Below are 25,394 nucleotides of genomic sequence, written 5' to 3' on the forward strand. Positions count from 1 at the left end.
ATTCTTCCGACCCCTTACAGCTTCATCAGGCCGGCGTCGTCGACCGAGGCCGAGTGGCGGGCGCGGAACAGCGACACGATGATCGCGAGGCCGACCACGACCTCCGCCGCGGCGACCACCATCGTGAAGAAGGCGATGATCTGGCCGTCGAGGTTGCCGTGCATCCGGGAGAAGACGACGAACGCGAGGTTGCAGGCGTTGAGCATCAGCTCGACGCACATGAACAAGACGATCGCGTTGCGCCTGATGAGCACGCCGGTCGCGCCGATGGTGAACAACAGGGCCGCGAGATAGAGGTAGTTGACGGGGTTCACTTCGACGCGTCCTCCGTCCGCTTGAGGTTCACCGGTTTGCTCTCCGTGCGCTCCAGGCGGTCCTGCGCGCGCTGTTCGAGTGCCTTGAGGTCACCGAGCGCCCGCGCGGACACGTCCCGGATCTGGCCGCGCTCGCGCAGGGTGGCGCTCACGGTCAGCTCGGAGGGGGTGCCGTCGGGCAGCAGGCCCGCGATGTCGACGGCGTTGTGCCGGGCGTAGACACCGGGGGCGGGCAGCGGGGGCACGTGCCTGCCCTCGCGGACGCGCTGCTCGGCCAGCTCGCGCTGGGTCCTGGCGCGTTCGGTGCGCTCGCGGTGGGTGAGGACCATGGCGCCGACGGCGGCCGTGATCAGCAGGGCGCCGGTGAGTTCGAAGGCGAAGACGTACTTGGTGAAGATGAGGGCCGCCAGGCCCTGGACGTTGCCGTTCGCGTTCGCCTGACCGGTGCCGTCGAACTGCTCCAGGGAGGCGTTCGCGATGCCGCCGATCAGCAGGACGCCGAAGCCGAGCCCGCACAGCAGGGCCAGCCAGCGCTGGCCCTTGATGGTCTCCTTCAGCGAGTCCGCGGCCGTCACGCCGACGAGCATCACCACGAAGAGGAACAGCATCATGATGGCGCCGGTGTAGACGATGATCTGCACGACGCCCAGGAAGTAGGCGCCGTTGGCGAGGTAGAACACCGCCAGGACGATCATGGTCCCGGCGAGCGAGAGCGCGCTGTGCACGGCCCGCTTCATCAGGACGGTGCACAGGGCGCCGATCACCGCGACGGTGCCGAGGATCCAGAACTGGACGGCCTCACCGGTGGAGGTGGTGTAGGCGGCGAGTTCGGTGCTCATGCCTCCACCTCCTCGTCCTCGGCCTTTTCTCCCTTGGAGGTGGCGACCTGGCGGACCGTGCCGGGGGCGGCCTCGGTCACCAGGCCCCGGTAGTAGTCCTGTTCGTCGGTGCCGGGGAAGATCGCGTGCGGGCTGTCGACCATCCCCTCCTCCAGACCGGCGAGCAACTGCTCCTTGGTGTAGATGAGGTTGGCGCGGCTGGAGTCGGCCAGTTCGAACTCGTTGGTCATCGTCAGCGCGCGCGTGGGGCACGCCTCGATGCACAGCCCGCACAGGATGCAGCGGGCGTAGTTGATCTGGTAGACGCGGCCGTACCGCTCGCCCGGGGAGTAGCGCTCCTCGTCGGTGTTGTCGGCGCCCTCCACGTAGATGGCGTCCGCCGGGCAGGCCCAGGCGCACAGTTCGCAGCCGACGCACTTCTCCAGGCCGTCCGGATGGCGGTTGAGCTGGTGCCGTCCGTGGAAGCGGGGAGCCGTGGTCTTCTTCTGCTCCGGGTACTGCTCGGTGAGCCGCTTCTTGAACATGGCCTTGAAGGTCACGGCGAAGCCGGCCACGGGGTTCTGGAAACCGGGTGCGGTCTCCTTCGGCTCCTCAGCCATCGGACGCCTCCTTTCCATCCGTGGTTCCGTCACTGACAGTGTCCGGTCCACCACTGACAATCAGCTCCCGCTCGGCGCGGCGCGGGCGGCGCCTGGGCACCGGCGGCAGCTCCTGGCCGGGCAGCGGCGGGACGGGGAAGCCGCCCGCCAGGGGGTCGAATGCGGGCCGCTCGGCCGGGGTTTCGGCACTCCTGGCCTTCTCGCGGAACAGGTCGGCGACGAAGGAGAGCAGCAGCAGGGCGAGCACTCCGCCGCCGACGTAGAGGGCGATGTCGGCGAAGTCGTAGTTCTCGTTGCGCAGGACCCGGACGGTGGCGACGAGCATCAGCCACACCACCGAGACCGGGATGAGGACCTTCCAGCCGAGCTTCATGAGCTGGTCGTAGCGGACGCGGGGCAGCGTGCCGCGCAGCCAGATGAAGAAGAACAGCAGCAACTGGACCTTGATGACGAACCAGAGCATCGGCCACCAGCCGTGGTTCGCGCCCTCCCAGAAGGTGCTGATCGGCCAGGGGGCCCGCCAGCCGCCGAGGAAGAGGGTGGCCGAGACGGCCGAGACCGTCACCATGTTCATGTACTCGGCGAGCATGAACAGCGCGAACTTGATGGACGAGTACTCGGTGTTGAACCCGCCGACCAGGTCGCCCTCGGACTCCGGCATGTCGAAGGGGGCGCGGTTGGTCTCGCCCACCATGGTGACGATGTAGAGGATGAAGGAGACCGGCAGCAGCAGGATGTACCAGCGGTCGTGCTGCTGCTCGACGATCGTCGAGGTCGACATGGAGCCCGAGTAGAGGAACACCGAGGCGAACGCGGCGCCCATGGCGATCTCGTACGAGATCATCTGCGCGCAGGAGCGCAGACCGCCGAGGAGCGGATAGGTCGAGCCGGAGCTCCAGCCCGCGAGCACGATGCCGTAGATGCCGACGGAGGCGACCGCGAGGATGTAGAGCATCGCGATCGGCAGGTCGGTGAGCTGCATGGTGGTGCGGTGGCCGAAGATCGAGATCTCGTTGTCGGCGGGACCGAACGGGATCACCGCGATCGCCATGCAGGCCGGGACGGTCGCGACGATCGGTGCGAGGACGTAGATCAGCTTGTCCGCGCGTTTGACGACCACGTCCTCCTTGAGCATGAGCTTCACGCCGTCGGCGAGCGACTGGAGCATCCCCCAGGGGCCGTGCCGGTTGGGACCGATGCGCAACTGCATCCAGGCGACGACCTTGCGCTCCCAGACGATGGAGAGCAGCACGGTCAGCATCAGGAACGCGAAGCAGAACACGGCCTTGACGACGACCAGCCACCAGGGGTCGTGGCCGAACAGCGAGAGGTCTTCGGCGGCGAGGAACGGGCTCATCCTCGGTCCTCCTTGAGGTCCAGGCCACCGGACACCGCCGGGCCGATACGGACGAGGGAGCCGGGCCGCGCTCCGGTGTCGGAGGCGACGCCCGCGCCGGTGGAGTCCAGCGGGAGCCAGACCACCCGGTCGGGCATCTCCGTGATCCGGAGCGGGAGTTCGGTGGTTCCGGCCGGGCCGGTCACGGCGATCGGGGAGCCGTCCTCGACGCCCGCCTCGGCGGCCGTCGCGGCCGACACGCGCGCGACGGCGGCGTGGCGGGTGCCGGCGAGCGCGTCGTCGCCCTGCTGGAGGACGCCGAGGTCGAGCAGGAGCCGGTGTCCGGCGAGCACGGCCTCGCCGGCGGCCGGGCGGGGCAGCACCCCGGCGGTGGCCAGCGGGTCGGCGGCCGCGGGGCCGTTCCAGGCGCCGAGCCGGTCGATCTCCGCGCGCGTGGTGGCGAGGTCCGGCAGTCCGAGGTGGACGTCCATGGCGTCGGCGAGCATCTGAAGCACCCGGCCGTCGGTCGGGGCGAGGCGGCGGGTCATCTGGTCGGGCTTGAGCGCGGCCTCGAAGAAGCGCACCCTGCCCTCCCAGTTGAGGAAGGTGCCGCCCTTCTCGGCCACCGCGGCGACCGGCAGGACGACGTCGGCGCGCTCGGTGACCTCGCTGGGCCGCAGCTCGAGCGAGACCAGGAAGCCGACCGCGTCGAGCGCGTCCCGGGCGCGGGCCGGGTCGGGCAGGTCGTCGACCTCCACCCCGGCCACCAGCAGCGCGGACAGCTCGCCGGTCGCGGCGGCCTCCACGATCTGCTGGGTGTCGCGGCCGTAGCGGCCCGGCAGTTCGGCCAGGCCCCAGGCGGCGGCGACCTCGTCCCGCGCGCGCGGGTCGGTCGCCGGGCGGCCGCCCGGCAGCAGCGAGGGCAGCGCGCCCGCCTCGACGGCGCCCCGCTCCCCCGCCCGGCGCGGGATCCACACCAGCTGGGCGCCGGTCGCGGCGGCCGCGCGCACGGCGGCGGTCAGGCCGCCCTCCACGCCCGCGAGCCGCTCGCCCACGACGATCACCGCGCCCTCGGCGCGCAGCGCCCCGGCGGCCTCGGTGCCGGGCGCCTCCAGACCGGTGCCGCTCGCGAGGGCGTCCAGCCACTCGGGCTCGGTGCCGGGGGCGGCGGGGAGCAGGGTGCCGCCCGCCTTCTCCAGGCCGCGGGTGGCGTGGGTGGCCAGCGCGAACACCCGCTGGCCGTGCTTGCGCCACGCCTTGCGCAGCCGCAGGAAGACGCCGGGCGCCTCCTCCTCCGCCTCGAAGCCGACGAGCAGCACGGCGGGAGCCTGTTCGAGGGCGGTGTACGTGACGCCCGTGCCGTCGAGGTCACGGCCCCGGCCCGCCACCCGCGCGGCCAGGAAGTCGGCCTCCTCGCCGCTGTGCACGCGGGCGCGGAAGTCGATGTCGTTGGTGTCGAGCGCGACGCGCGCGAACTTGCTGTACGCGTAGGCGTCCTCGACGGTGAGCCGGCCGCCGGTGAGGACACCGGCGCGGGAGCGGGCGGCGCCGAGTCCGCGCGCGGCCACGTCCAGCGCCTCGGGCCAGGAGGCGGGCTCCAGGACACCGTCGGCGTTGCGCACCATCGGGGTGTCGAGCCGGTCCCGCAGCTGCGCGTACCGGAACGCGAAGCGCCCCTTGTCGCAGATCCACTCCTCGTTGACCTCGGGGTCGTCGGCCGCGAGGCGCCGCATGACCTTGCCGCGCCGGTGGTCGGTGCGGGTGGCGCAGCCGCCGGAGCAGTGCTCGCACACGGAGGGCGAGGAGATGAGGTCGAAGGGGCGGGAGCGGAACCGGTACGCCGCCGAGGTGAGCGCGCCGACCGGGCAGATCTGGATGGTGTTGCCGGAGAAGTACGACTCGAACGGGTCGCCCTCGCCGGTGCCGACCTGCTGGAGCGCGCCGCGCTCGATCAGCTCGATCATCGGGTCGCCCGCGACCTGGTTGGAGAAGCGGGTGCAGCGGGCGCACAGCACGCACCGCTCGCGGTCGAGCAGCACCTGGGTGGAGATGGCGAGGGGCTTGGGGTAGGTGCGCTTGCGGCCCTCGAAGCGGGAGTCGGCGTTGCCGTGCGACATCGCCTGGTTCTGCAGCGGGCACTCGCCGCCCTTGTCGCAGACCGGGCAGTCCAGCGGGTGGTTGATGAGCAGCAGCTCCATCACACCCTTCTGGGCCTTCTCCGCGACCGGCGAGGTGAGCTGGGTGCGTACGACCATGCCGTCGGTGCAGGTGATGGTGCAGGAGGCCATCGGCTTGCGCTGGCCCTCCACCTCCACGATGCACTGGCGGCAGGCGCCGGCCGGGGCGAGCAGCGGGTGGTCGCAGAAGCGCGGGATCTCGATGCCGAGCTGTTCGGCGGCCCGGATGACCAGGGTGCCCTTGGGCACGCTGATCTCGATGCCGTCGATCGTCAGCGTGACGAGGTCCTCCGGCGGGATCGCCGCGCCTCCCCCGCCCGTGGGCGCATTGGTGGTCACGGTCATGCGTTCACCTCCGGGCGGTCCGCCCAGGCCGTCGACTTGGCCGGGTCGAAGGGGCAGCCCCGGCCCGTGATGTGCTGCTCGTACTCCTCGCGGAAGTACTTCAGCGAGGAGAAGATCGGGGATGCCGCGCCGTCGCCGAGGGCGCAGAAGGACTTGCCGTTGATGTTGTCGGCGATGTCGTTCAGCTTGTCGAGGTCGGACATCACGCCCTTGCCCGCCTCGATGTCCCGCAGCAACTGCACGAGCCAGTACGTCCCTTCGCGGCAGGGGGTGCACTTGCCGCAGGACTCGTGGGCGTAGAACTCGGTCCAGCGGGTGACGGCGCGGACCACGCAGGTGGTCTCGTCGAAGCACTGGAGCGCCTTGGTGCCGAGCATGGAGCCGGCGGCGCCGACGCCCTCGTAGTCGAGGGGGACGTCGAGGTGTTCGTCGGTGAACATCGGTGTGGAGGAGCCGCCCGGGGTCCAGAACTTCAGCCGGTGCCCGGGGCGCATCCCGCCGCTCATGTCGAGCAGTTGGCGCAGGGTGATGCCGAGCGGGGCCTCGTACTGGCCGGGGCCGGCGACATGCCCGCTGAGCGAGTAGAGCGTGAAGCCGGGGGACTTCTCGCTGCCCATGGACCGGAACCAGTCCTTGCCGTGCTGGAGGATCGCGGGAACCGAGGCGATGGACTCCACGTTGTTCACGACGGTGGGGCAGGCGTACAGACCCTCGACGGCCGGGAAGGGCGGGCGCAGCCGGGGCTGGCCGCGGCGCCCTTCGAGGGAGTCGAGGAGCGCGGTCTCCTCGCCGCAGATGTAGGCGCCCGCGCCCGCGTGCACGGTGAGTTCGAGGTCGAGCCCGGTGCCGAGGATGTCCTTGCCGAGGAACCCGGCGGCGTACGCCTCGCGGACGGCCTCGTGCAGCCTGCGCAGGACGGGGACGACCTCGCCGCGCAGATAGATGAAGGCGTGCGAGGAGCGGATCGCGTAGCAGGCGATCACGATGCCCTCGATGAGGCTGTGCGGGTTGGCGTAGAGAAGGGGGATGTCCTTGCAGGTGCCGGGCTCGGACTCGTCGGCGTTGACGACGAGGTAGTGCGGCTTGCCGTCGCCCTGCGGGATGAACTGCCACTTCATGCCGGTGGGGAATCCGGCGCCGCCGCGGCCGCGCAGTCCGGATTCCTTGACGTAGGCGATCAGGTCGTCCGGGGTCATCGCGAGCGCCTTGCGCAGGCCCTCGTAGCCCTCGTGGCGCCGGTAGACGTCCAGCGACCAGGAGCGGTCCTCGTCCCAGAAGGCCGACAGCACGGGTGCCAGCAGCTTCTCGGGGCTGGTGTCCTTCACGTCGGGTACCACGGTCATCACTCCCCCTCCTCTGCGGTCGGACCCGCCGGGTGCGCCGGGTCGGAGGCCGAGGTGTCCTGCGGCGCGTCGTGGGAGCTGAGGTGCTCGGTGGGCGACGGTTCGTGGACCGGCTCCTCCTCGTGCGGTCCGCCGTCGCGCGGGTGGACCACGCGCGCGGGGTGCGTCTCGCCCTTGGCGAGGCGGAGCCCCACCAGGGAGGCGGGGCCCGCGCTGCCGCCCTCGGCGACGGCGCCGGGCCGGTCGTCGGGGAAGCCGGCCAGGATGCGGGCGGTCTCCTTGAAGGTGCACAGCCGGGCGCCTCGGGTGGGCTCGACGGGCTGTCCGGCGCGCAGGTCGTCGACGAGGCGGGTGGCGCTGGCCGGGGTCTGGTTGTCGAAGAACTCCCAGTTGACCATCACGACGGGCGCGTAGTCGCAGGCCGCGTTGCACTCGATGTGCTCCAGGGTGACCTTGCCGTCGCCGGTGGTCTCGCCGTTGCCGACGCCGAGGTGTTCCTGGAGGGTCTCGAAGATGGCGTCGCCGCCCATGACCGCGCACAGGGTGTTGGTGCAGACGCCCACCTGGTAGTCGCCGGAGGGGCGGCGCCGGTACATCGTGTAGAAGGTGGCCACGGCGGTGACCTCGGCCGTGGTGAGGTCCAGCATGTCCGCGCAGAACCGCATCCCGGTGCGCGTGACGTAGCCCTCCTCGGACTGCACGAGGTGGAGCAGGGGCAGCAGGGCGGAGCGGGAGTCCGGATAGCGCGCGATCACCTCGCGCGCGTCCCGCTCCAGCCGGGCCCGGACGTCGTCCGGGTAGGCGGGCGGGGGCAGCTCGGGCATCCCGAGGCCGACGCCCCGCTCGGAGGAAGAGGTGGTCACCGGTCGACGCCTCCCATCACGGGGTCGATGGAGGCCACGGCGACGATCACGTCGGCGACCTGGCCGCCCTCGCACATCGCCGCCATGGCCTGAAGGTTGGTGAAGGACGGGTCGCGGAAGTGGACCCGGTAGGGGCGGGTGCCGCCGTCGGAGACGGCGTGCACGCCGAGTTCGCCCTTGGGGGACTCGACGGCCGCGTAGGCCTGGCCGGGCGGGACCCGGAAGCCCTCGGTGACCAGCTTGAAGTGGTGGATCAGGGCCTCCATGGAGGTGCCCATGATCTTCTTGATGTGGTCGAGGGAGTTGCCGAGTCCGTCCGGACCGAGCGCGAGCTGCGCGGGCCAGGCGATCTTCTTGTCGGCGACCATGACGGGCCCGGGCTGGAGCCGGTCCAGGCACTGCTCGACGATCCCGAGCGACTGGCGCATCTCCTCCAGACGGATGAGGAAACGGCCGTAGGAGTCGCAGGTGTCGGCGGTCGGCACCTCGAAGTCGTACGTCTCGTAGCCGCAGTACGGCTGCGCCTTGCGCAGGTCGTGCGGCAGGCCGGTGGAGCGCAGGATCGGGCCGGTGGCGCCGAGCGCCATGCAGCCGGCCAGGTCGAGATAGCCGACGTCCCGCATACGGGCCTTGAAGATGGGGTTCCCGGTGGCGAGCTTGTCGTACTCCGGGAGGTTCTTCCGCATCGTCTTGACGAACTCGCGGATGCGGTCGACCGCGCCGGGGGGCAGGTCCTGGGCGAGTCCGCCGGGGCGGATGTAGGCGTGGTTCATCCGCAGACCGGTGATCAGCTCGTAGAGGTCGAGGATCATCTCCCGGTCGCGGAAGCCGTAGATCATGATGGTGGTGGAGCCCAGCTCCATGCCGCCGGTGGCGATGCACACCAGGTGCGAGGAGAGCCGGTTCAGCTCCATGAGGAGCACCCGGATGATGCTGGCCCGTTCGCTGATCTGGTCCTCGATGCCGAGGAGCTTCTCGACGGCGAGGCAGTAGGCGGTCTCGTTGAAGAAGGACGTCAGGTAGTCCATGCGCGTGACGAAGGTGGTGCCCTGCGTCCACGTGCGGAACTCGAGGTTCTTCTCGATACCGGTGTGGAGATAGCCGATGCCGCAGCGGGCCTCGGTGACCGTCTCGCCCTCGATCTCCAGGATGAGGCGGAGCACTCCATGGGTGGAGGGGTGCTGCGGACCCATGTTGACGACGATGCGTTCGTCGTCCGCCTTGGCCGCGGACCGGACGACCTCGTCCCAGTCGCCACCGGTGACCGTGTAGACGGTTCCCTCGGTGGTCTCGCGGCCGCTTACGGGGGGAGTGCTCACGAGTACGACCTCCGCTGGTCCGGAGCCGGGATCTGGGCGCCCTTGTACTCGACGGCGATGCCGCCGAGGGGGTAGTCCTTGCGCTGCGGGTGGCCCTGCCAGTCGTCCGGCATCATGATCCGGGTCAGAGCCGGGTGACCGTCGAAGACGATCCCGAAGAAGTCCCAGGTCTCGCGCTCGTGCCAGTCGTTGGTCGGGTAGACGGAGACCAGGGACGGGATGTGCCGGTCGGCGTCGGAGACGGAGACCTCCAGCCGGATCAGCCGGTTGTGGGTGATCGAGCGCAGGTGGTAGACGGCGTGCAGCTCGCGGCCCTTGTCGTGCGGGTAGTGGACGCCGCTGACGCCGGTGCACAGCTCGAAGCGGAGCGCCGGGTCGTCGCGCAGCGTGCGGGCGACGCGGACCAGGTGCTCGCGCTCGATGTGGAAGGTGATCTCGCCGCGGTCGACGACCGTCTTCTCGACGGCGTTCTCCGGGAGGAGTCCCTGTTCCTCCAGGGCGCCTTCGAGTTCATCGGCGACCTCGTCGAACCAGCCGCCGTAGGGCCGGCTCGACGGTCCCGGGAGCCGGACCGAGCGGACCAGGCCGCCGTAACCGGAGGTGTCGCCGCCGTTGTTCGCGCCGAACATGCCGCGCTGGACGCGGATCTCCTCGCCGCCCTGGCCGCGCTGGCCGGGGAGGTTGGAGGCCGAGAGGTCCTTCTCGGGGTTGGTGCCCTCTGCGTCGCTCACCGCAGCAGCCCCTTCATCTCGATCGTGGGCAGGGCCTGCAGCGCGGCTTCCTCCGCCTCGCGGGCGGCCTCCTCGGCGTTGACGCCGAGCTTGCCGCCCTGGATCTTCTGGTGGAGCTTGAGGATCGCGTCGATCAGCATCTCGGGGCGGGGCGGGCAGCCGGGGAGATAGATGTCGACCGGCACGATGTGGTCGACGCCCTGGACGATCGCGTAGTTGTTGAACATGCCGCCCGAGGAGGCGCAGACGCCCATGGAGATCACCCACTTGGGGTTGGGCATCTGGTCGTAGACCTGGCGCAGCACCGGCGCCATCTTCTGGCTGACCCGGCCCGCGACGATCATCAGGTCGGCCTGGCGCGGCGAACCGCGGAAGACCTCCATGCCGAAGCGGGCGAGGTCGTAGCGTCCGGCTCCCGTGGTCATCATCTCGATGGCGCAGCAGGCCAGTCCGAAGGTGGCCGGGAAGACGGACGCCTTGCGCACCCACCCCGCGGCCTGTTCGACGGTGGTCAGCAGGAAGCCGCTCGGCAGCTTTTCTTCGAGTCCCATGTCGTGTGGCCCCTCAGTCCCATTCCAGGCCGCCGCGCCGCCATACGTACGCGTACGCGACGAAGACGGTGAGCACGAAGAGCAGCATCTCCACGAGCCCGAAGACCCCGAGCGCGTCGAAGGTGACGGCCCAGGGGTAGAGGAAGACGATCTCGATGTCGAAGACGATGAAGAGCATCGCCGTCAGGTAGTACTTGATGGGGAAGCGCCCGCCGCCGGCCGGCGTGGGGGTCGGCTCGATGCCGCACTCGTAGGCTTCCAGCTTCGCGCGGTTGTAGCGCTTCGGGCCGATCAGCGCGGCCATGATCACGGAGAAGATCGCAAAGCCTGCCCCGAGGGCTCCCAGTACGAGGATGGGCGCATACGCGTTCACCGCTCCTCGCTCCTCTCAGTCGGCATTGACTGGTGGCGGTTCAAGGGCTCACTTCCGCCGCACGCGTCCCATGAACCCCACCTGTCCCGGCGAAGATCGAGAACATGTGAAGCAGGTCACAAGCCCAACTGCTCCGCATCTTATGCCCGACGCTCTGTGATCTGCGACACGGGGTATTGCACAAGCTTTGTGATCTCCACCACCTGACGAAGGATCATGAAGTCGGATGATGGGTGATCTTCACACGCGAAGCGTTCAGTTGATCACCAGAAGTGACAATCTCGCCTGTTACCGCAGGTCCGAGGGGGCGTCTCCATATCAAGAGAGTTCCCTTACATGCAAATTGGTGCTGGGCGATGTGCGGTGCTAGGGGTGCGCGTTCACGCGTCCGGGGGAAGCGGGACGCACGGAGTGGACGCGGTGGCGAACGTGCGCGCGTTCACGAGCCGGTTTCGTGACCTCCGTCACGCCGGTAGTGATCATTCCGTAACCGGGCTTGGCCAACCACCCCAACCGATGGTAGGCCGGGGGCAATTCGGGCGTAATGATCAAAGACCGTGATCAACGGGCCTATGGCAGGCGCCCGCAATGTCCGTTACGGCGTCAATAAAGAGTGCCGCGAAAGGTTTTCGGCGCCGCCGTTGAACAATTGTGGCGCAGCACACGTTTCTTGAAGATATGAAGGAGCCCCTGGTACCGGTTGTTCCCATGTCCCACACCGCTCACATACGCAGCCACCGGAAGCCCCGCCGCAGCGCGTCGTCGATCGCCGTGCGCTCCGGTGCCGCCGTCGGCGTCCTCAGCACCCTGGCGGTCGCAGGAGCGGCCGGCTACGCGAACGCGGCCGACGCCGCGCCCGCGACGCAGACGCTCGAACTCCCCACCCTGACGGCCGACGTGGCCTCCCAGGTCGCCCAGTCCGCCGACGCCACCCAGCAGGCGGCCGCCAACTACGAGCTGCAGGCCGAGCGTGACGCGGCCGCGGCCAACGCCGCCAAGCAGGCCAAGGCCGACCTCGCCGACGCCAAGCAGAAGGCCGAGGCGAAGAAGAAGGCGCAGCAGGAGGCCCGCAAGGAGGCCGCCGCCCGCGCCACCCGCAACGCCGAGCGCACGGTGCTCACCGCGTCCGCCTCCGGCAGCAGCGCCGACGCGAGCACCATCACGGGCTCCTCCTCGGCGACGGGTTCGGCCGCCGCGGTCATCAACTTCGTCAAGTCGCAGGTCGGCAAGGCGTACGTCTCCGGCGCCACCGGTCCCTCGGCCTACGACTGCTCGGGCCTCGTGCAGACCGCCTTCAAGCAGGTCGGCATCAGCCTGCCGCGCGTCTCCCAGGACCAGTCCACCGCGGGCACCCAGGTCTCCCTGAGCAACCTCCAGCCCGGCGACATCCTCTACTGGGGCAGCGCGGGCAGCGCGTACCACGTGGCGGTCTACGTCGGCGACGGCATGTTCGTCGGCGCCCAGAACCCCTCCACGGGCGTCGCGGAGAAGCCCCTCTCCTACGACCCGCCCACCGGCGCGGTCCGGGTCCTCTGACCCGACCGGCACCCGATCACACGAAGGGCCGCTGCCACGCGGGGGGCAGCGGCCCTCGTGCGTCTCCTGGCGCGAGCGCAGGAACGCGCCGCGGCACGCCGCGGCCCGGCGCGACGAGATCTTCGCGCACCGGGCCGCAACGACAACGGAGTCGGAGAAGGTCAGGCGCTCGGCGCCACCTTCGTCAGGCCGTTGATGACGCGGTCCATGACGTCGCCGCCCGTGGGGTCGGTGAGGTTCGCCAGGAGTTTGAGGACGAACTTCATCAGCATCGGGTGGGTCAGACCGCGCTGGGCGCCGATCTGCATGATCTTCGGGTTGCCGATGAGCTTCACGAAGCCGCGGCCGAGGGTGTAGTAGCCGCCGTAGGTGTCCTTGAGGATCTGCGGGTAGCGCTGGAGGGCGATCTCGCGCTGGGCCGGGGTCGCCCGGGCGTGGGCCTGCACGATGACGTCGGCGGCGAGCTGGCCGGACTCCATGGCGTAGGCGATGCCCTCGCCGTTGAAGGGGTTCACCAGGCCGCCGGCGTCGCCGACGAGCAGCAGGCCGCGCGTGTAGTGCGGCTTGCGGTTGAAGGCCATGGGCAGCGCCGCGCCACGGATCGGGCCGGTCATGTTCTCCGGGGTGTAGCCCCAGTCCTCCGGCATGGACGCGCACCACGCCTTCAGCACCTCGCGCCAGTCCAGTTCCTTGAAGGACTCCGAGGTGTTCAGCACGCCGAGACCCACGTTGGACGTGCCGTCGCCCATGCCGAAGATCCAGCCGTAGCCCGGCAGCAGCCGGTCCTGCGCGCCCCGCCGGTCCCACAGCTCCAGCCAGGACTCCAGGTAGTCGTCCTCGTGCCGCGGCGAGTTGAAGTACGTCCGCACCGCCACGCCCATCGGACGGTCCTCCCGGCGGTGCAGCCCCATCGCGACCGAGAGCCGCGTGGAGTTGCCGTCGGCGGCCACGACGAGCGGCGCGTGGAAGGTGACCTCGCGCTTCTCCTCGCCCAGCTTGGCCGTCACACCCGTGATCCGGCCCGTACGGTCGTCCAGGACCGGGCCGGTGACGTTGCAGCGCTCGTACAGCCGCGCGCCCGCCTTCTGCGCGTTGCGCGCCAACTGCTCGTCGAAGTCGTCGCGCTTGCGGACCAGGCCGTAGTTCGGGTACGACGCGAGGTCCGGCCAGTCGAGCTGCAGCCGGGAGCCGCCGCCGATGATGCGCAGACCCTTGTTGCGCAGCCAGCCGGCCTCCTCGGAGATGTCGATGCCCATGGCGACGAGCTGCTTCACCGCGCGCGGGGTGAGACCGTCGCCGCACACCTTCTCGCGCGGGAACTCGGTCTTCTCCAGCAGGAGTACGTCGAGTCCGGCCCGGGCGAGGTGGTAGGCGGTGGTGGCGCCGGCTGGGCCCGCGCCCACGACGATCACATCGGCGGAGTGGTCGGAGAGGGGCTCGGTCACGGCGGGATCTCCCCAAGGTTCGGAATCTTCGTGCCGACCGGCACTGGACATGGGCAGTCTATTCAGCAGAATTGATCAACCGGCTGAAGGGCTGATCCGTGAACCGAACTCACCCCGTGGTACGGCTGCGTGTGCCCACCGACGAGGACGCCTTCGTCTGGCACCGGGTGTTCGACGACCCCGACGTCATGGAGTTCCACGGGGGCCGCGCCGCCGAGTTGTCGGTGTACGAGGAGCTGACCGCGCGGCAGCGGCGGCACGACGCGGAGCTGGGGTTCTGTCTCTGGTCCGTGCTGGACTCCGCCGGAGACGTCGTCGGCTTCACCGGCGCACAGCCCTGGCCGTACGCCTGGGGACCGGCCGGCGAGATCGAGATCGGCTGGCGGCTCGGCCGCGCCCACTGGGGGCGGGGGTACGCGACGGCTGCCGCCGAGGCGACGCTGGAACGGTTGCGGGCCGCCGGTGTGGCGCGGGTGGTCGCCATGGTCGACGCGGAGAACGCGCGGTCCGTCGCGGTGACGGAGCGGCTGGGGATGCGGCTCGTGGAGACGTTCACGACTCCGGCCTCGGAACGGCAGGGGCACTGCTACCGGCTGGAGCTGTGACCGGGGGTCGTGACGTAGAGTAACTGATTGTTACAGAAAGACACTTCTCGCTTCCGGGCGCCCTCTCACGGAGTTACCCTTCCAGTACCGCTGGGGGTGACATCTGTGCGAATACCACCCAAAACATCCGAGGTGCGCGTCCCTCGTCTGGTCGGGCTGATGGCCGTGGACGCGCGGGAGACGGCCAGAGCGCGAGGGCTGTTCCTCAACGCCCCCGACCGGCCGGACTTCGCCCGCACCGTCGTCGACTACGTCGTACGCCAGTACCCGGCGCCCGGGGCCGAGGTGCCGCCGGACTCCATGGTGTACGTCTGGTTCGACTTCGGGGAGGGCGAGGGGGGCGGGGGTGTGCGGGAGCCCCGGCTGCCCCAGCCGCCATCCGGTGGACTGCAAAGGGAGTTGGGGGAGCCGGGGGATGCGTTCTCGGTGGTCGGGAGCTGAGGTGCCCGTCCCGGGGGCGCGGTGCGTGCCGGGCCGGGGTGCGGTGAGCTGGGCGGGTGCGCTCTCAGCTCTCCTTGAAGCCCCGGTGCAGCGCCACCACTCCGCCCGTCAGGTTCCGCCACGCCACGCGCGACCAGCCCGCCTTGCGCAGCTTCTCCGCCAGCCGCGGCTGGTCGGGCCACGCGCGGATCGACTCCGCCAGGTACACGTACGCGTCCGGGTTCGACGACACCGAGCGGGCCACCGGAGGCAGCGCGCGCATCAGGTACTCCGTGTACACCGTCCGGAACGGCGCCCACGTCGGGTGCGAGAACTCGCAGATCACCACGCGGCCGCCGGGCTTGGTCACGCGGTACATCTCGCGCAGCGCGGCGTCCGTGTCCTGCACGTTGCGCAGGCCGAAGGAGATCGTGACGGCGTCGAAGGTGTCGTCCTTGAACGGGAGCCGGGTGGCGTCGCCCGCCGTGAAGGGGAGCCAGGGGTTCTTCTTCTTGCCCACCTGGAGCATCCCCAGGGAGAAGTCGCAGGGGACGACGTAGGCGCCCGTCCGCGCGAAGGGGAGCGAGGAGGTCGCCGTGCCCGCCGCGAGGTCGAGGACCTTCTGCGCGGGGCGCGCGTCCACCGCTCTCGCCACCTCCTTGCGCCAGCGGCGGTCCTGGCCGAGTGACAGCACGTCGTTCGTCAGGTCGTACCGTTCCGCCACGTCGTCGAACATCGAGGCGACTTCGTGCGGCTGCTTGTTCAGGGAGGCGCGGGTCACCCGGTCATTGTTGCAGCCCCGGTGGTGCTTCGTGCGGTGTGGGCGGCGGAGGCGTCGTCCGTCCACCGGCCGTGGTCGCCTCCGTCGCGCCCGCGTGCGGTGCGGTGCGGGGACGTGGCGGGCAACTGCCGTGTCAGCGGCGACGGTAGAGCAGGCGGCCCGCCAGCACCGTTGCCACGCACGTTGCCGCGCCCTGCGCCACGAGGGCTGCTCGGTCCTCCACGTCGAACACCGCGAAGCGGGCCGGTCCGCCCGCGGTGAGGGGTGGCAGGAGGATCAGCGGGGTCGGGGAGAGGGACGGGGGGCCGGGGAGGCGGGGCGGGCGCCGGCCTACGGCCAGGCCCGCTCTGCGTACGGCGTCGGCTGCGGCTCTGGAGCGGAGTTCGCCTGCCACTGCCACCGTGCCGTGGGCCAACATGCGCTGGACGCCTCTGCGGGCGCTGGCGCCCAGGCGGGTGGGGTCGGTGCGGAAGAGGTCGCGGGCGCGTTCTCCCGTGATCGGGGCTGTGCCCAGTTCGGCCGCTTCCCTGGGGTCCGGGTGGTAGGTGGACTCCAGGAGTTCCGGGGCGTACGGGTTCAGGAGGCCGGGGGTGAGGATGCCGGGCCAGCGCCGCACCCTGGCTTCGGGTGCGGCGCTGGTCAGCTCTTCGTACGGGGCTACGGCCACGACGGTCGCGCCGTCGATCAGGACCGCCGCCTCGGGGGTGTGCTCGGCGACGTGGAGTGTCGGCATCGCGCGCTCAGTTGGAGGCGATCAGCTTGAGTTCCGGGTGGGCCGTGCCGCCCTCGATCGCCGTCGAGGAGATGTGGGAGACCACGCGGTCGTCGACCGGGTCGTTCGCCGGGTCGTCGTGGACCACGAGGTGCTCGTACGTGGTCGCGCGCTGGGCGGGGGTGCGGCCCGCCTTGCGGATCAGGTCGATGATCTCCAGGCGGTTGGAGCGGTGCTTGGCGCCCGCCGAGGAGACCACGTTCTCCTCCAGCATGATCGAGCCCAGGTCGTCCGCGCCGTAGTGCAGCGAGAGCTGGCCGACCTCCTTGCCGGTGGTGAGCCAGGAGCCCTGGATGTGCTGGACGTTGTCCAGGAACAGGCGGGCGATGGCGATCATGCGGAGGTACTCGAAGAGCGTCGCCTGGGTGCGGCCCTTCAGGTGGTTGTTCTCCGGCTGGTAGGTGTACGGGATGAAGGCGCGGAAGCCGCCCGTACGGTCCTGCACGTCACGGATCATGCGCAGGTGCTCGATGCGCTCGGCGTTGGTCTCGCCGGTACCCATCAGCATGGTGGAGGTGGACTCCACACCCAGGTTGTGGGCCGTCTCCATGATCTCCAGCCAGCGCTCGCCGCTCTCCTTGAGCGGGGCGATGGCCTTGCGGGGGCGCTCCGGGAGGAGTTCCGCGCCGGCGCCCGCGAAGGAGTCCAGACCCGCCTGGTGGATGCGGGTGATGGCCTCTTCCACCGACACCTTGGAGATCCTGGCCATGTGCTCGACCTCGGACGCGCCGAGGGAGTGGATGACCAGCTGGGGGAACGCGTCCTTGATCGCCTTGAAGTGCGACTCGTAGTACTCCACCCCGTAGTCCGGGTGGTGGCCGCCCTGGAACATGATCTGGGTCCCGCCCAGCTCGACCGTCTCCGCGCAGCGGCGCAGGATGTCGTCGAGGTCGCGCGTCCAGCCCTTCTTGGTGTCCTTCGGGGCCGCGTAGAACGCGCAGAACTTGCACGCCGTGACGCACACGTTCGTGTAGTTGATGTTCCGCTCGATGATGTACGTCGCGATGTGCTCGATGCCCGCGTACTTGCGGCGGCGTACGGCGTCGGCGGCGGCGCCCAGCGCGTGCAGGGGGGCGTCGCGGTACAGGACGAGCGCTTCCTCGGGCGTGATGCGTCCGCCCGCTGCCGCTCGGTCCAGCACGGCTGCGACATCCAAAGAAGCGAGTTCGGCCTTCTCGGTCACCGGGCGTCCCTTTCGTCAAGGGTTGTGGACGGACTCGGTCAGCCTACGCCAGCGCGGCATCCCGCCCGACTTCAGGCGCTGTACGCGCCCGCCAGCAACCCCAGGAACGTGCCGGTCAGAAGGAAGGGGCCGAAGGGGATCGTGGACTTGCGGTCGGCTCGGCGCAGGGCGACCAGGGTGAGGCCGTAGAGGGCGCCGGAGGCGAAGGCGGCGAGGGTGCCGAGCATCAGGGTGGCCCAGCCGTACCAGCCGAGGGCGGCGCCGAGGGCCGGAGCCAGTTTCACGTCGCCGAAGCCCATGCCGGAGGGGTTGAGGAGGTGGAGGAGGAGGTGGCCGGCGCCGAGGGCCAGGGCGCCGTAGAGGGCGGTGAGCCAGTGGCCCGCGTGTTCCGGGAGCAGCGCGGCCAGGGCGAGGAGGGTGAGGGTGGCGGCGGCCAGCGGGAGGGTCAGGGGGTCGGGGAGGCGGCGTACCTGGAGGTCCACCGCCGCGAGGAGGACCGCCGCGGGGGCCAGGAGGAGCCATACGGCCACTTCGGGGCGGCTGCCGGTGGCCAGGGCCAGGAGCGCGCAGACCGCCGCCGTGAGCAGGGAGAGCCGGGCGGGCGTGGACGGGGTGCAGTCCGTGCAGGGACGAGGGCCGAGCCAGCCTCTGAGGGTGTGTCCGTTCGGGCAGCGGGAGCGCCAGGGTTCGCCCTCGGGGACGGTGAGGCGGTAGGCGGCACGCGGGAGCAGAGCGCCCGCCCCGGCGCCCCAGAGTGCCGCCACGGCCACCGGGAGCAGGTCCTCCGTCATCGGTCCGCCTTCGACAAGTGGGCCACGGGGTTGCCCTCGGCCGAACTGTCCGAGGCGTACGTCAGCTTGTCGCCGGCCGGGGTCAACTCCACCGGGTGCGGAGTGGGGTTGCAGCCGGCGTGGTTGTCGTCGGCGCCCTTCGAGGTGGCGAGGATCTTGGTCCGGGTCACCTGCTTCAGTGTGAGCACGTCCGCGCAGACCCCGCCCAGCTCGTCCGTCTGCCGCATCCGCCCCAGCTCCTGGCCCACGGCAGCCTGGTGGACGGTGAGCCGGAAGGTCCCCATGGGCAGTGTGCCGCCCAGGCCGGTGGCCTCGCCCTCCCAGGTGCCCAGGTAGCGGTCCGGCACGGCCGTGGCGGAGGCGCTCGGGGTGCCGCCGGGGTCCGGGGGTTCCGCCGCGTCGCCGGAGGAGGCCGGTTTGCCGCCCGCCGTGTCATGGCTCCCGCTCCAGGGACCGAGCAGGGCGCCCAGGCCCACGGAGACGCCGACCAGGGCCGTCGCCACGGCCACCGCGACCGTGCAGCTCACCCGGCGCCCCCGGCCGGACTCGCCGGGCTCGGAGGCCGCCACGACGCCGAGGGTGAGCCGTCCGGGGGTGTCCGGGACCGGCTCGGGCGGGGGCGGGGCGCCGTCGAGCGGCGCCCTGTCCGTGTCGGGCGCGGACATCACCGGTGCCGGGCCGAACTCGCCCGCGGCGGGCTCCTCTTCAAGCGGGCGTTCGGCCGGGCTCGCGAACGGGACCGGGCCGGACGGCGGTTCGGGCGTCGCCTCCAGGTTCAGCAGGCTCACCGCGCTGCGGCTCACCTGTTCCAGGAGGGCGGTCGGGAGCCAGCCGGAGGTCATCAGCGTGGCCGCGCCCTCGGGCGCCAGGCGGTGGGCGACCTCGGCGGGGTTGGGGCGGGACGCCGGGTCCTTGGCGAGGCAGGCGGCCGCGAGGTCGCGCAAGTCTCCGGTGAGACGGTGGAGTTCGGGCTCCTCGTGGACGACCTTGTAGAGCAGCACCGCCGAGGAGTCGCCGGAGAAGGGGGCCGTGCCCGTCGCCGCGTAGGCGAGGACGGCGCCGAGGGGGAAGACGTCGGCCGCTCCGGTCACCGGGCGGCCGAGGATCTGCTCGGGGGACATGTAGCCGGGCGAGCCGACGGAGACGCCGGTGGAGGTGAGGGAGGCGGTGCCGTCGGTGGCCCGGGCGATGCCGAAGTCGATGAGGAGGGGGCCGTCGAGGGTCAGCAGGATGTTGGACGGCTTGACGTCGCGGTGGACCAGGCCGAGGGCGTGGACGGCGGCCAGCGCCTCGGCGAGGCCCGCGCCCAGCGCCCGTACCGTCGGCTCCGGCAACGGGCCGCGCTCGGCGACTGCGGCGGCCAGGGACGGGCCCGCCGCGTAGGCCGTGGCCACCCAGGGGACCGGGGCGTCGGGGTCGGCGTCCAGGACGGGGGCCGTCCAGGCGCCGCCGACCCGGCGCGCGGCCGCGACCTCGCGCCGGAACCTGGCCCGGAACTCCTCGTCCAGCGCGAAGTGCGGGTGGACGATCTTGACGGCGACCGTGCGGCCGCCCGGGCTGCGGCCGAGGTAGACGCGGCCCATGCCGCCGGAGCCGAGCCGGCCGAGCAGCCGGTAGGGCCCGACGGCGGCCGGTTCGTCCGCTTCGAGCGGCTGCATGGCGTCCACCCCTCCCCCGATGGCGCCCCCGGGTTCCCGCGCGGGCCCGCTACGCCTACCGTCCGCAGCGTAGTGATTACGGCCTCAGGAGATCCACCTTCACGTCGGCCGCGAACCCGGTCGTGGGGCCGACGCGGCTCGCGAACTCGGTGACCGCCGCGAGCTGCGGGGCGCCGAAGCTGAAGTCGAGGGTGGTGAAGTACTGCTCCAGGGTCGCCTCGTCGAACGCCTCCCAGCGGGCGGCCTGCTCGGCCACCTTGCCGACCTCCTCCAGGGAGAGGTTGCGGGAGGCGAGGAACGCCTCGTGCACCTTGCGCGTGATCTCCGGCTCGCGCTCGGCGTACTCGCGCCGGGCCGCCCACACCGCGAAGACGAACGGCAGGCCGGTCCACTCCTTCCACAGCGCGCCGAGGTCGTGCACCTCGAGGCCGTAGCGGGGACCGTCGAGCAGGTTGGCGCGCAGGGCCGCGTCGCCGATGAGGACGGCGGCGTCCGCCTCCTGCATCATCAGGCTCAGGTCGGGCGGGCACGTGTAGTAGTCCGGGGTCACGCCGAAGCGCTCGGCCAGCAGCAACTGGGCCAGGCGCACCGAGGTGCGCGAGGTCGAGCCGAGGGCGACACGGGCGCCGTCCAGCCGGTCGAGGGGGAGCTGCGAGACGATCACGCAGGACATCACGGGGCCGTCGCAGCCCACGGCGATGTCCGGGAAGGCGACCAGGTCGCCCGCGTTGCGCAGGAACTCGACGAGGGTGATCGGACCGATGTCCAGATCGCCGCGCACAAGCTGCTCGCTGAGCTTCTCCGGCGTGTCCTTGGTCAGCTCGAAGTCGAGGAGGGTGCCGGTTCTCGCGAGCCCCCAGTAGAGGGGCAGGCAGTTCAGGAACTGGATGTGGCCGACGCGCGGCCGGGTGCGAGAATTGTCCACATCGCGAGACTAGACCCCGCCCGACGGGGGTCAGGGACCGGCCCGGCGTCAGCGCGTCCGTCCGAAGGTTCAAACATTCGGGTGACGTGATCTTGACCTCTATTGCATTCGGCGGCCTGCGTGCTAGGCTCGCCGCAAGTTGCAGTTTGGTTTCCCTTGCAGTACAGAGCCTGCGGAGCATGTGACCGCGGGCTCTCGTCGTTTTCAGACGAATGCAGTCGTGCAGCATCGTTTCGCACTTGCAGGTTCTGGAGCAGGGCAACCCTTTTGAGCCCAAGGAGGGCTTATGGCTACCGGAACCGTGAAGTGGTTCAACGCCGAAAAGGGCTTTGGCTTCATCGCCCAGGAGGGCGGCGGCCCCGACGTCTTCGTTCACTACTCCGCGATCAACGCCAACGGTTTCCGTTCGCTCGAGGAGAACCAGCAGGTGACCTTCGACGTGACGCAGGGCCCGAAGGGTCCGCAGGCGGAGAACGTCACCCCCGCGTGATCACTGCCTGATCGCAGAACCTGAGTGCAGTACCCAAGGAGCCCCGTGCCTTCCCGGCAACGGGGCTCCTGCCTTTCCCGGGGCGCCCGGATGAATTCCCCGTGAATTCCCGCCCGCCGCATTCCCCTCACGCGCCCGGCGTACGGATTCCGCGCGCGGAATCCGCCCCGCGCTCCCTCGGGCGCCCTCACTCCGACGGACGCGTGCGACCGGGGGAATCGGCCGGGATTCCGGGCGCGCCGCGGCCGTGGCCGAAACTTCTCCGCCGCCCCCGCGGCGCGGCGCGTTCGCCCCGTAGGGTCCGTCCGCATGACCGACTCCCCCACCGCCCCAGGCTTCCTCACCGCCACGCGCACGTTCTACGACGCGATCGCCGAGGACTACGCCGCGACGTTCCGGGACTCCTACGCCGGCCGGCCGCTCGACCGGGCGCTGCTGCACGCGTACGCCGAACTGGTGGGGCCCGGCCGGCCGGTGGCGGACCTCGGCTGTGGCCCCGGAGAGGTGACCGCCCTCCTCGCCTCCCTCGGGCTCGACGTGTACGGGCTCGACCTCTCCCCCGCCATGGTGGAGATCGCCCGCCGCGAGCAGCCGGGGCTGCGCTTCGAACAGGGCTCGATGCTGGAACTTCCGCTGCCGGACGGCGCCCTGGCGGGGGTCGTCTCCTGGTACTCCAGCATCCACACCCCCGGGGACCGGCTGCCCGCCCTCTTCCGCGAGTACCGGCGGGTGCTGACCCCGGGCGGACACCTCCTCCTCGCCTTCCAGGCGGGCGACCACCCGCGCCGCCACGACCAGCCCTGGGGCCACCCGGTCGCCCTCGACTTCCTGCGCCGCGACCCCGAGCACATGGCGGCCCTGCTCAAGGACTCCGGATTCGCCCTCGCCTCCCGCACGGTCCGTGAGCCCGACGAGAACCTCGGGGAGCCGGTGGCCCAGGCGTTCCTCTTCGCTACGGCCCGGTGACCTGCCCCGCGCCCGAGTAGAGCCCCTCCACCTCGTCCGCGAAGTCGCGGAGGATGCGGGCGCGGCGGAGTTTCATCGAGGGGGTGAGGTGGCCCTCGTGCTCGGTGAAGTCGCCGGGGAGGACGGTGAAGCGGCGGATGGACTCGGGGCGGGAGACGAGCTGGTTGGCCTGGTCGATGGCGTCCTGGAGGATCGCCGTCAGCTCGGGGTCGCTCAGCAGGAGTTCGCCGGGGACCGGGTGCTTGCCGTTCATCCGGCGCCAGTGGTCGAGGCCGTCGGGGTCCAGGGTGAGCAGGGCGCCGATGTAGGGGCGGCCGTCGCCGACGAGGAGACAGTGGGAGATCAGCGGGTGCTGGCGCAGCCAGTTCTCCAGCGGGGCCGGGGCGACCGACTTGCCGCCCGCCGTGATCAGCAGCTCCTTCTTGCGGCCGGTGATGGTGAGGTAACCGTCGTCGTCCAGCTCGCCCAGGTCGCCGGTCGGCAGCCAGCCGTCTCGGGTGGCGGGGACGACGCCGCCCGCGCTCACGTCCCAGTAGCCGCGCAGCACGTGGTCCCCGGCGATGAGGATCTCGCCGTCGGCCGCGATCCTGATCCGGGTGCCGGGCAGCGGCCAGCCGACCGTGCCGATGCGGGGCTTGAGCGGCGGGGTGACCGTGGTGGCGCCGGTGGTCTCGGTGAGGCCGTACCCCTCGAAGATCTCGATTCCGGCCCCGGCGTAGAACGCGGCCAGGCGGCGGCCGAGCGGAGAGCCGCCGCAGATGGCGTAGCGGACCTTGCCGCCCATGGCGGCGCGCAGCTTGCGGTAGGCGAGCGGGTCGTACAGCGAGCGGCTGGCCTTCAGGGAGGCGCCGGGGCCGCTCCCGGTGCCGCTGCGGCGGGCCTCCAGTGCCTCGCCGTAGCGGACGGCGGTGGCGGCGGCGCGGTCGAAGCCGGCGGCCTTGCCCGTCGACTCGGCCTTGGCGCGGGCGGTGTTGTAGACCTTCTCCAGCATGTACGGGATGGTCAGCAGGCAGGTCGGGCGGAACGCGGCCAGGTCCGGGAGCAGATGCTCGGGCTTGAGGCTGGGCGCGTGGCCGAGGCGTACGCGGGCGCGGACGCAGGCGATGGCCACCATGCGGCCGAAGACGTGGGACATCGGCAGGAACAGCAGCACCGACGCCTCCTCCCCGGTCGTCGCCTTGAAGACCGGGTGGAGGAGTTCGATGGCGTTGTCGACCTCGGCGAAGAAGTTGCCGTGCGAGAGAGCGCAGCCCTTGGGGCGCCCGGTGGTGCCGGAGGTGTAGATCAGGGTGGCGAGGGTGTCGGGTCCCAACATGCCCCGGCATACGGCGACTTCGCTGTCCGCCGCCCGGTCGCCGACCTCCGCCAGCAGGTCCACGTGCCCGTCGTCGATCACCCACACGTGCCGCAGCCCCGGCAGCCGGTCCAGCTCGGGGGCCATCGCGGCGGCCTGCTCGCGGGTCTCGGTGATCAGGGCGACGGCGCCGCAGTCCCCGAGCATCCAACTGGTCTGGTAGACCGACGAGGTGGGGTAGACGGGCACGGTGACGAGCCCCGCCGCCCAGGCGGCGAAGTCCAGCAAGGTCCACTCGTAGCGGGTGCGGGCCATCACCGCGATCCGGTCACCCGGCATCAGGCCCTCCGAGATCAGCCCCTTGGCGACCGCGAGGACCTCGGCGGCGAACCGCTCGGCCGTCACGTCCTCCCACGCTCCGTCCGCGCCCCGGCGGCTGAGCACGATCGCCCCGGGCTCCGCCTCGGCGTTCTCGAACGGCAGGTCCGCGAGCGAGCCGTGCGTCACCCTGGGCGCGAACGGCGGTACGGCGACCTCCCGTACCGCTCCGTCCAGCCGCCGGATCTCGGGCTCCACCAGGACGGGACGGCCGTCGTAGTCGAGGGCCGAGACCGGGGGGACGGAGACGACGGGGGCGTTCGGGTACGGGGCGGTCACGGGCGGCTCCTCGGGCGTGCAGCGAAGACTGCTTGCTGCATGACATACGCGCCTCGCACACCGAGGCGTTCACCGGCGGGCGGTCCCGGGGCCTGTCGTCACCTTCCCGTCGTCCGTCCCAAGGGCGGGCGGGGCGGCGTCAGGTGCGTGCTCTCGGCACCGCCGGTCCGGCTGGCGATCGTACGAGGCGGCTGTGGGGGGCGTGTGCGGATCGCGCGGTGGTCCGGCGCCGGGCCTGTGCAGTCTCGGGGATTTCGTGAGGAGTGTTCTGCTTTCGCACCCGAGGCGCGGGAGCGGCACCTCGGGGCAGGCGGTCCGGGCGAGTGCTCCCCGGCTCAGAAGTCGTCGGCGCCGTTGCGCAGTTCCTGCGTCCAGTAGCCCGTGGCCCACCGCGCCGGGTCGACGGCGATGCCCTCGGCACCCGGGGCCTGCACGATCGCCATGCCGGCGCCGCTCGGCAGGGTGACGGAGAAGTCCTTCGCCGTCTCGGTGCTCTCCTTGCGTCCCCCGTCGGAGATCCGCACGGCCGCGTACGCGGAGACGCCGGGCTCCAGGACGACCGGGGTGAGCGGCTTGCTCTTGGCTACGGAGGGAACCGTGCCCCGGGCGTTGTCCAGGAAGCGGATCTCGGGGAAGCCGGTCATGCGGCAGGTACGGCCCGAGGTGTTCTTCGCGGTGAGCACCAGGTGGGTGTACGGCGGACCGTCCTGCGTCTCCGCGCTGATCCGCAGCCCCTTGGTGGTGCAGGCGGGCGCGGTCGCCGAGCCGGTACCGCCGACGACCTGCTTGCCCTGGTCGGCGTCGCCGGTCTGGTCGGCCCCGCCCTGGTCCTTGTCACCGCTCTGGTCCACGCCGCCCTGGCCCTTGTCACCGCTCTGCTCGACGGCGGAGGCGGAGGCGGAGGGCGAGGACGCGCTCGCCGCGCCCGAAGCCTTGGCACCGGAGCCGGCGCCGGTGTCGTCGCCGCCGCACGCGGTGAGCGTCAGGGCGAGTGCGGCGGTGGTCACGGTGGTGAGGACGGCGAGACGGCTGCGGTGGGTGCGCATGGAGATTCCCCCCAGGGAAAGAAGGGCGGCCCGCC

General features: G+C 71.1%; 25 protein-coding genes. 5 read left to right on the forward strand and 20 right to left on the reverse strand.

The genetic code is table 11. The features are described 5' to 3' along the window. Positions 1 to 14: 14 nt before the first annotated feature. Genes nuoK through ACWEEU_RS23945 form a run of 11 tightly spaced genes read right to left on the reverse strand, consistent with a single transcriptional unit; the run spans position 15 to position 10,790 of the window. Positions 15 to 314, reverse strand: coding sequence for an NADH-quinone oxidoreductase subunit NuoK (gene nuoK / locus ACWEEU_RS23895; RefSeq protein ID WP_199587041.1), 300 nt, complete (start codon positions 312 to 314; stop codon positions 15 to 17). Then, positions 311 to 1,153, reverse strand: a complete 843-nt coding sequence (locus ACWEEU_RS23900; protein WP_451734845.1) for an NADH-quinone oxidoreductase subunit J — start codon at positions 1,151 to 1,153, stop codon at positions 311 to 313. Before ACWEEU_RS23900 ends, nuoK begins: the two co-directional genes overlap by 4 nt. After that, positions 1,150 to 1,752: an NADH-quinone oxidoreductase subunit NuoI gene (gene nuoI / locus ACWEEU_RS23905; RefSeq protein ID WP_385748277.1), complete on the reverse strand. Its 603-nt coding sequence runs from the start codon at positions 1,750 to 1,752 to the stop codon at positions 1,150 to 1,152. The genes ACWEEU_RS23900 and nuoI overlap by 4 nt, the downstream gene beginning before the upstream one ends. Then, complete coding sequence (gene nuoH / locus ACWEEU_RS23910) at positions 1,745 to 3,109, reverse strand: NADH-quinone oxidoreductase subunit NuoH (protein WP_451734847.1); 1,365 nt, start codon at positions 3,107 to 3,109, stop codon at positions 1,745 to 1,747. The genes nuoI and nuoH overlap by 8 nt, the downstream gene beginning before the upstream one ends. Beyond that, complete coding sequence (locus ACWEEU_RS23915; protein WP_451734849.1) at positions 3,106 to 5,610, reverse strand: NADH-quinone oxidoreductase subunit G; 2,505 nt, start codon at positions 5,608 to 5,610, stop codon at positions 3,106 to 3,108. The genes nuoH and ACWEEU_RS23915 overlap by 4 nt, the downstream gene beginning before the upstream one ends. Next, positions 5,607 to 6,953 (reverse strand): NADH-quinone oxidoreductase subunit NuoF, encoded by a 1,347-nt coding sequence (gene nuoF / locus ACWEEU_RS23920; RefSeq protein WP_385748283.1) that lies wholly within the window; start codon positions 6,951 to 6,953, stop codon positions 5,607 to 5,609. The genes ACWEEU_RS23915 and nuoF overlap by 4 nt, the downstream gene beginning before the upstream one ends. Then, positions 6,953 to 7,816, reverse strand: coding sequence for an NADH-quinone oxidoreductase subunit NuoE (nuoE, locus tag ACWEEU_RS23925; protein ID WP_385748286.1), 864 nt, complete (start codon positions 7,814 to 7,816; stop codon positions 6,953 to 6,955). The genes nuoF and nuoE overlap by 1 nt, the downstream gene beginning before the upstream one ends. Next, complete coding sequence (locus tag ACWEEU_RS23930; RefSeq protein ID WP_385748288.1) at positions 7,813 to 9,135, reverse strand: NADH-quinone oxidoreductase subunit D; 1,323 nt, start codon at positions 9,133 to 9,135, stop codon at positions 7,813 to 7,815. Before ACWEEU_RS23930 ends, nuoE begins: the two co-directional genes overlap by 4 nt. Further along, entirely contained in the window at positions 9,132 to 9,866 is a 735-nt protein-coding gene (locus ACWEEU_RS23935; protein WP_451734852.1) for an NADH-quinone oxidoreductase subunit C, read from the reverse strand. Before ACWEEU_RS23935 ends, ACWEEU_RS23930 begins: the two co-directional genes overlap by 4 nt. Beyond that, entirely contained in the window at positions 9,863 to 10,417 is a 555-nt protein-coding gene (locus ACWEEU_RS23940; RefSeq protein WP_451734853.1) for a NuoB/complex I 20 kDa subunit family protein, read from the reverse strand. The genes ACWEEU_RS23935 and ACWEEU_RS23940 overlap by 4 nt, the downstream gene beginning before the upstream one ends. A gap of 13 nt (positions 10,418 to 10,430) precedes the next feature. After that, positions 10,431 to 10,790 (reverse strand): NADH-quinone oxidoreductase subunit A, encoded by a 360-nt coding sequence (locus ACWEEU_RS23945; protein ID WP_018543830.1) that lies wholly within the window; start codon positions 10,788 to 10,790, stop codon positions 10,431 to 10,433. A gap of 708 nt (positions 10,791 to 11,498) precedes the next feature. Between ACWEEU_RS23945 and ACWEEU_RS23950 the strand changes: the two genes are divergently transcribed. Beyond that, positions 11,499 to 12,326 carry a C40 family peptidase gene (locus tag ACWEEU_RS23950; RefSeq protein WP_356096551.1) on the forward strand — a complete coding sequence of 276 codons (828 nt, stop codon included), beginning with the start codon at positions 11,499 to 11,501 and terminating at the stop codon, positions 12,324 to 12,326. A gap of 161 nt (positions 12,327 to 12,487) precedes the next feature. On the opposite strand, the gene ACWEEU_RS23955 is transcribed toward ACWEEU_RS23950, so the two are convergent. Beyond that, the gene (locus tag ACWEEU_RS23955; RefSeq protein ID WP_385739478.1) at positions 12,488 to 13,822 is read right to left on the reverse strand and encodes a geranylgeranyl reductase family protein; all 1,335 of its coding nucleotides are present in this window, start codon (positions 13,820 to 13,822) and stop codon (positions 12,488 to 12,490) included. Positions 13,823 to 13,869: 47 nt separating this feature from the next. On the opposite strand from ACWEEU_RS23955, the gene ACWEEU_RS23960 reads away from it, so the two are divergent. Continuing rightward, positions 13,870 to 14,376, forward strand: coding sequence for a GNAT family N-acetyltransferase (locus ACWEEU_RS23960; protein ID WP_385739475.1), 507 nt, complete (start codon positions 13,870 to 13,872; stop codon positions 14,374 to 14,376). A 132-nt stretch (positions 14,377 to 14,508) separates the two neighbouring features. Beyond that, a complete protein-coding gene (locus ACWEEU_RS23965; RefSeq protein WP_199587056.1) occupies positions 14,509 to 14,817 on the forward strand; it encodes a PASTA domain-containing protein in 309 nt (102 codons plus the stop codon). A gap of 64 nt (positions 14,818 to 14,881) precedes the next feature. Here the strand turns inward: ACWEEU_RS23965 and ACWEEU_RS23970 are convergent, their stop codons facing one another. The 6 genes from ACWEEU_RS23970 to ACWEEU_RS23995 all read right to left on the reverse strand — a co-directional run bounded on the left by ACWEEU_RS23970 (position 14,882) and on the right by ACWEEU_RS23995 (position 20,906). Further along, positions 14,882 to 15,577 carry a demethylmenaquinone methyltransferase gene (locus tag ACWEEU_RS23970; RefSeq protein ID WP_451734857.1) on the reverse strand — a complete coding sequence of 232 codons (696 nt, stop codon included), beginning with the start codon at positions 15,575 to 15,577 and terminating at the stop codon, positions 14,882 to 14,884. A 133-nt stretch (positions 15,578 to 15,710) separates the two neighbouring features. Next, on the reverse strand, positions 15,711 to 16,310 hold the full coding sequence (locus ACWEEU_RS23975) for an imidazolonepropionase-like domain-containing protein (protein ID WP_385739466.1): 600 nt from the start codon (positions 16,308 to 16,310) through the stop codon (positions 15,711 to 15,713). 7 nt (positions 16,311 to 16,317) lie between these two features. After that, complete coding sequence (mqnC, locus tag ACWEEU_RS23980) at positions 16,318 to 17,532, reverse strand: cyclic dehypoxanthinyl futalosine synthase (RefSeq protein ID WP_385739463.1); 1,215 nt, start codon at positions 17,530 to 17,532, stop codon at positions 16,318 to 16,320. Positions 17,533 to 17,603: 71 nt separating this feature from the next. Beyond that, entirely contained in the window at positions 17,604 to 18,323 is a 720-nt protein-coding gene (locus ACWEEU_RS23985; protein WP_451734859.1) for a prepilin peptidase, read from the reverse strand. After that, on the reverse strand, positions 18,320 to 19,981 hold the full coding sequence (locus ACWEEU_RS23990) for a serine/threonine-protein kinase (protein WP_451734861.1): 1,662 nt from the start codon (positions 19,979 to 19,981) through the stop codon (positions 18,320 to 18,322). Before ACWEEU_RS23990 ends, ACWEEU_RS23985 begins: the two co-directional genes overlap by 4 nt. 76 nt (positions 19,982 to 20,057) lie before the next feature. Further along, positions 20,058 to 20,906 carry a menaquinone biosynthetic enzyme MqnA/MqnD family protein gene (locus ACWEEU_RS23995; RefSeq protein ID WP_385739454.1) on the reverse strand — a complete coding sequence of 283 codons (849 nt, stop codon included), beginning with the start codon at positions 20,904 to 20,906 and terminating at the stop codon, positions 20,058 to 20,060. A gap of 286 nt (positions 20,907 to 21,192) precedes the next feature. Here ACWEEU_RS23995 and ACWEEU_RS24000 point away from each other — a divergent pair, with 286 nt between their 5' ends. After that, positions 21,193 to 21,396: a cold-shock protein gene (locus ACWEEU_RS24000; RefSeq protein WP_023547521.1), complete on the forward strand. Its 204-nt coding sequence runs from the start codon at positions 21,193 to 21,195 to the stop codon at positions 21,394 to 21,396. A gap of 309 nt (positions 21,397 to 21,705) precedes the next feature. Next, positions 21,706 to 22,362, forward strand: a complete 657-nt coding sequence (locus ACWEEU_RS24005; protein ID WP_451734864.1) for a class I SAM-dependent methyltransferase — start codon at positions 21,706 to 21,708, stop codon at positions 22,360 to 22,362. On the opposite strand, the gene ACWEEU_RS24010 is transcribed toward ACWEEU_RS24005, so the two are convergent. Both ACWEEU_RS24010 and ACWEEU_RS24015 read right to left on the reverse strand, forming a co-directional pair. Beyond that, positions 22,349 to 24,313, reverse strand: a complete 1,965-nt coding sequence (locus ACWEEU_RS24010) for an AMP-dependent synthetase/ligase (RefSeq protein WP_451734866.1) — start codon at positions 24,311 to 24,313, stop codon at positions 22,349 to 22,351. The genes ACWEEU_RS24005 and ACWEEU_RS24010 overlap by 14 nt on opposite strands. A gap of 335 nt (positions 24,314 to 24,648) precedes the next feature. After that, on the reverse strand, positions 24,649 to 25,359 hold the full coding sequence (locus tag ACWEEU_RS24015; protein ID WP_451734868.1) for a DUF4232 domain-containing protein: 711 nt from the start codon (positions 25,357 to 25,359) through the stop codon (positions 24,649 to 24,651). Between the last annotated feature and the right edge of the window lie 35 nt (positions 25,360 to 25,394).

Source organism: Streptomyces sp. NPDC005004 (genome assembly GCF_053600675.1).

What these genes read in the sequence shown, in the direction of transcription:
- ACWEEU_RS23900 (WP_451734845.1), bottom strand. Translation starts at nt 1,153, where the DNA reads ATGAGCACCGAACTCGCCGCCTACACCACCTCCACCGGTGAGGCCGTC.
- nuoI (WP_385748277.1), bottom strand. Translation starts at nt 1,752, where the DNA reads ATGGCTGAGGAGCCGAAGGAGACCGCACCCGGTTTCCAGAACCCCGTG.
- nuoH (WP_451734847.1), bottom strand. Translation starts at nt 3,109, where the DNA reads ATGAGCCCGTTCCTCGCCGCCGAAGACCTCTCGCTGTTCGGCCACGAC.
- ACWEEU_RS23915 (WP_451734849.1), bottom strand. Translation starts at nt 5,610, where the DNA reads ATGACCGTGACCACCAATGCGCCCACGGGCGGGGGAGGCGCGGCGATC.
- nuoF (WP_385748283.1), bottom strand. Translation starts at nt 6,953, where the DNA reads ATGACCGTGGTACCCGACGTGAAGGACACCAGCCCCGAGAAGCTGCTG.
- ACWEEU_RS23940 (WP_451734853.1), bottom strand. Translation starts at nt 10,417, where the DNA reads ATGGGACTCGAAGAAAAGCTGCCGAGCGGCTTCCTGCTGACCACCGTC.
- ACWEEU_RS23950 (WP_356096551.1), top strand. Translation starts at nt 11,499, where the DNA reads ATGTCCCACACCGCTCACATACGCAGCCACCGGAAGCCCCGCCGCAGC.
- ACWEEU_RS23955 (WP_385739478.1), bottom strand. Translation starts at nt 13,822, where the DNA reads ATGTCCAGTGCCGGTCGGCACGAAGATTCCGAACCTTGGGGAGATCCC.
- ACWEEU_RS23975 (WP_385739466.1), bottom strand. Translation starts at nt 16,310, where the DNA reads ATGCCGACACTCCACGTCGCCGAGCACACCCCCGAGGCGGCGGTCCTG.
- ACWEEU_RS23985 (WP_451734859.1), bottom strand. Translation starts at nt 18,323, where the DNA reads ATGACGGAGGACCTGCTCCCGGTGGCCGTGGCGGCACTCTGGGGCGCC.
- ACWEEU_RS23990 (WP_451734861.1), bottom strand. Translation starts at nt 19,981, where the DNA reads ATGCAGCCGCTCGAAGCGGACGAACCGGCCGCCGTCGGGCCCTACCGG.
- ACWEEU_RS24000 (WP_023547521.1), top strand. Translation starts at nt 21,193, where the DNA reads ATGGCTACCGGAACCGTGAAGTGGTTCAACGCCGAAAAGGGCTTTGGC.
- ACWEEU_RS24005 (WP_451734864.1), top strand. Translation starts at nt 21,706, where the DNA reads ATGACCGACTCCCCCACCGCCCCAGGCTTCCTCACCGCCACGCGCACG.
- ACWEEU_RS24015 (WP_451734868.1), bottom strand. Translation starts at nt 25,359, where the DNA reads ATGCGCACCCACCGCAGCCGTCTCGCCGTCCTCACCACCGTGACCACC.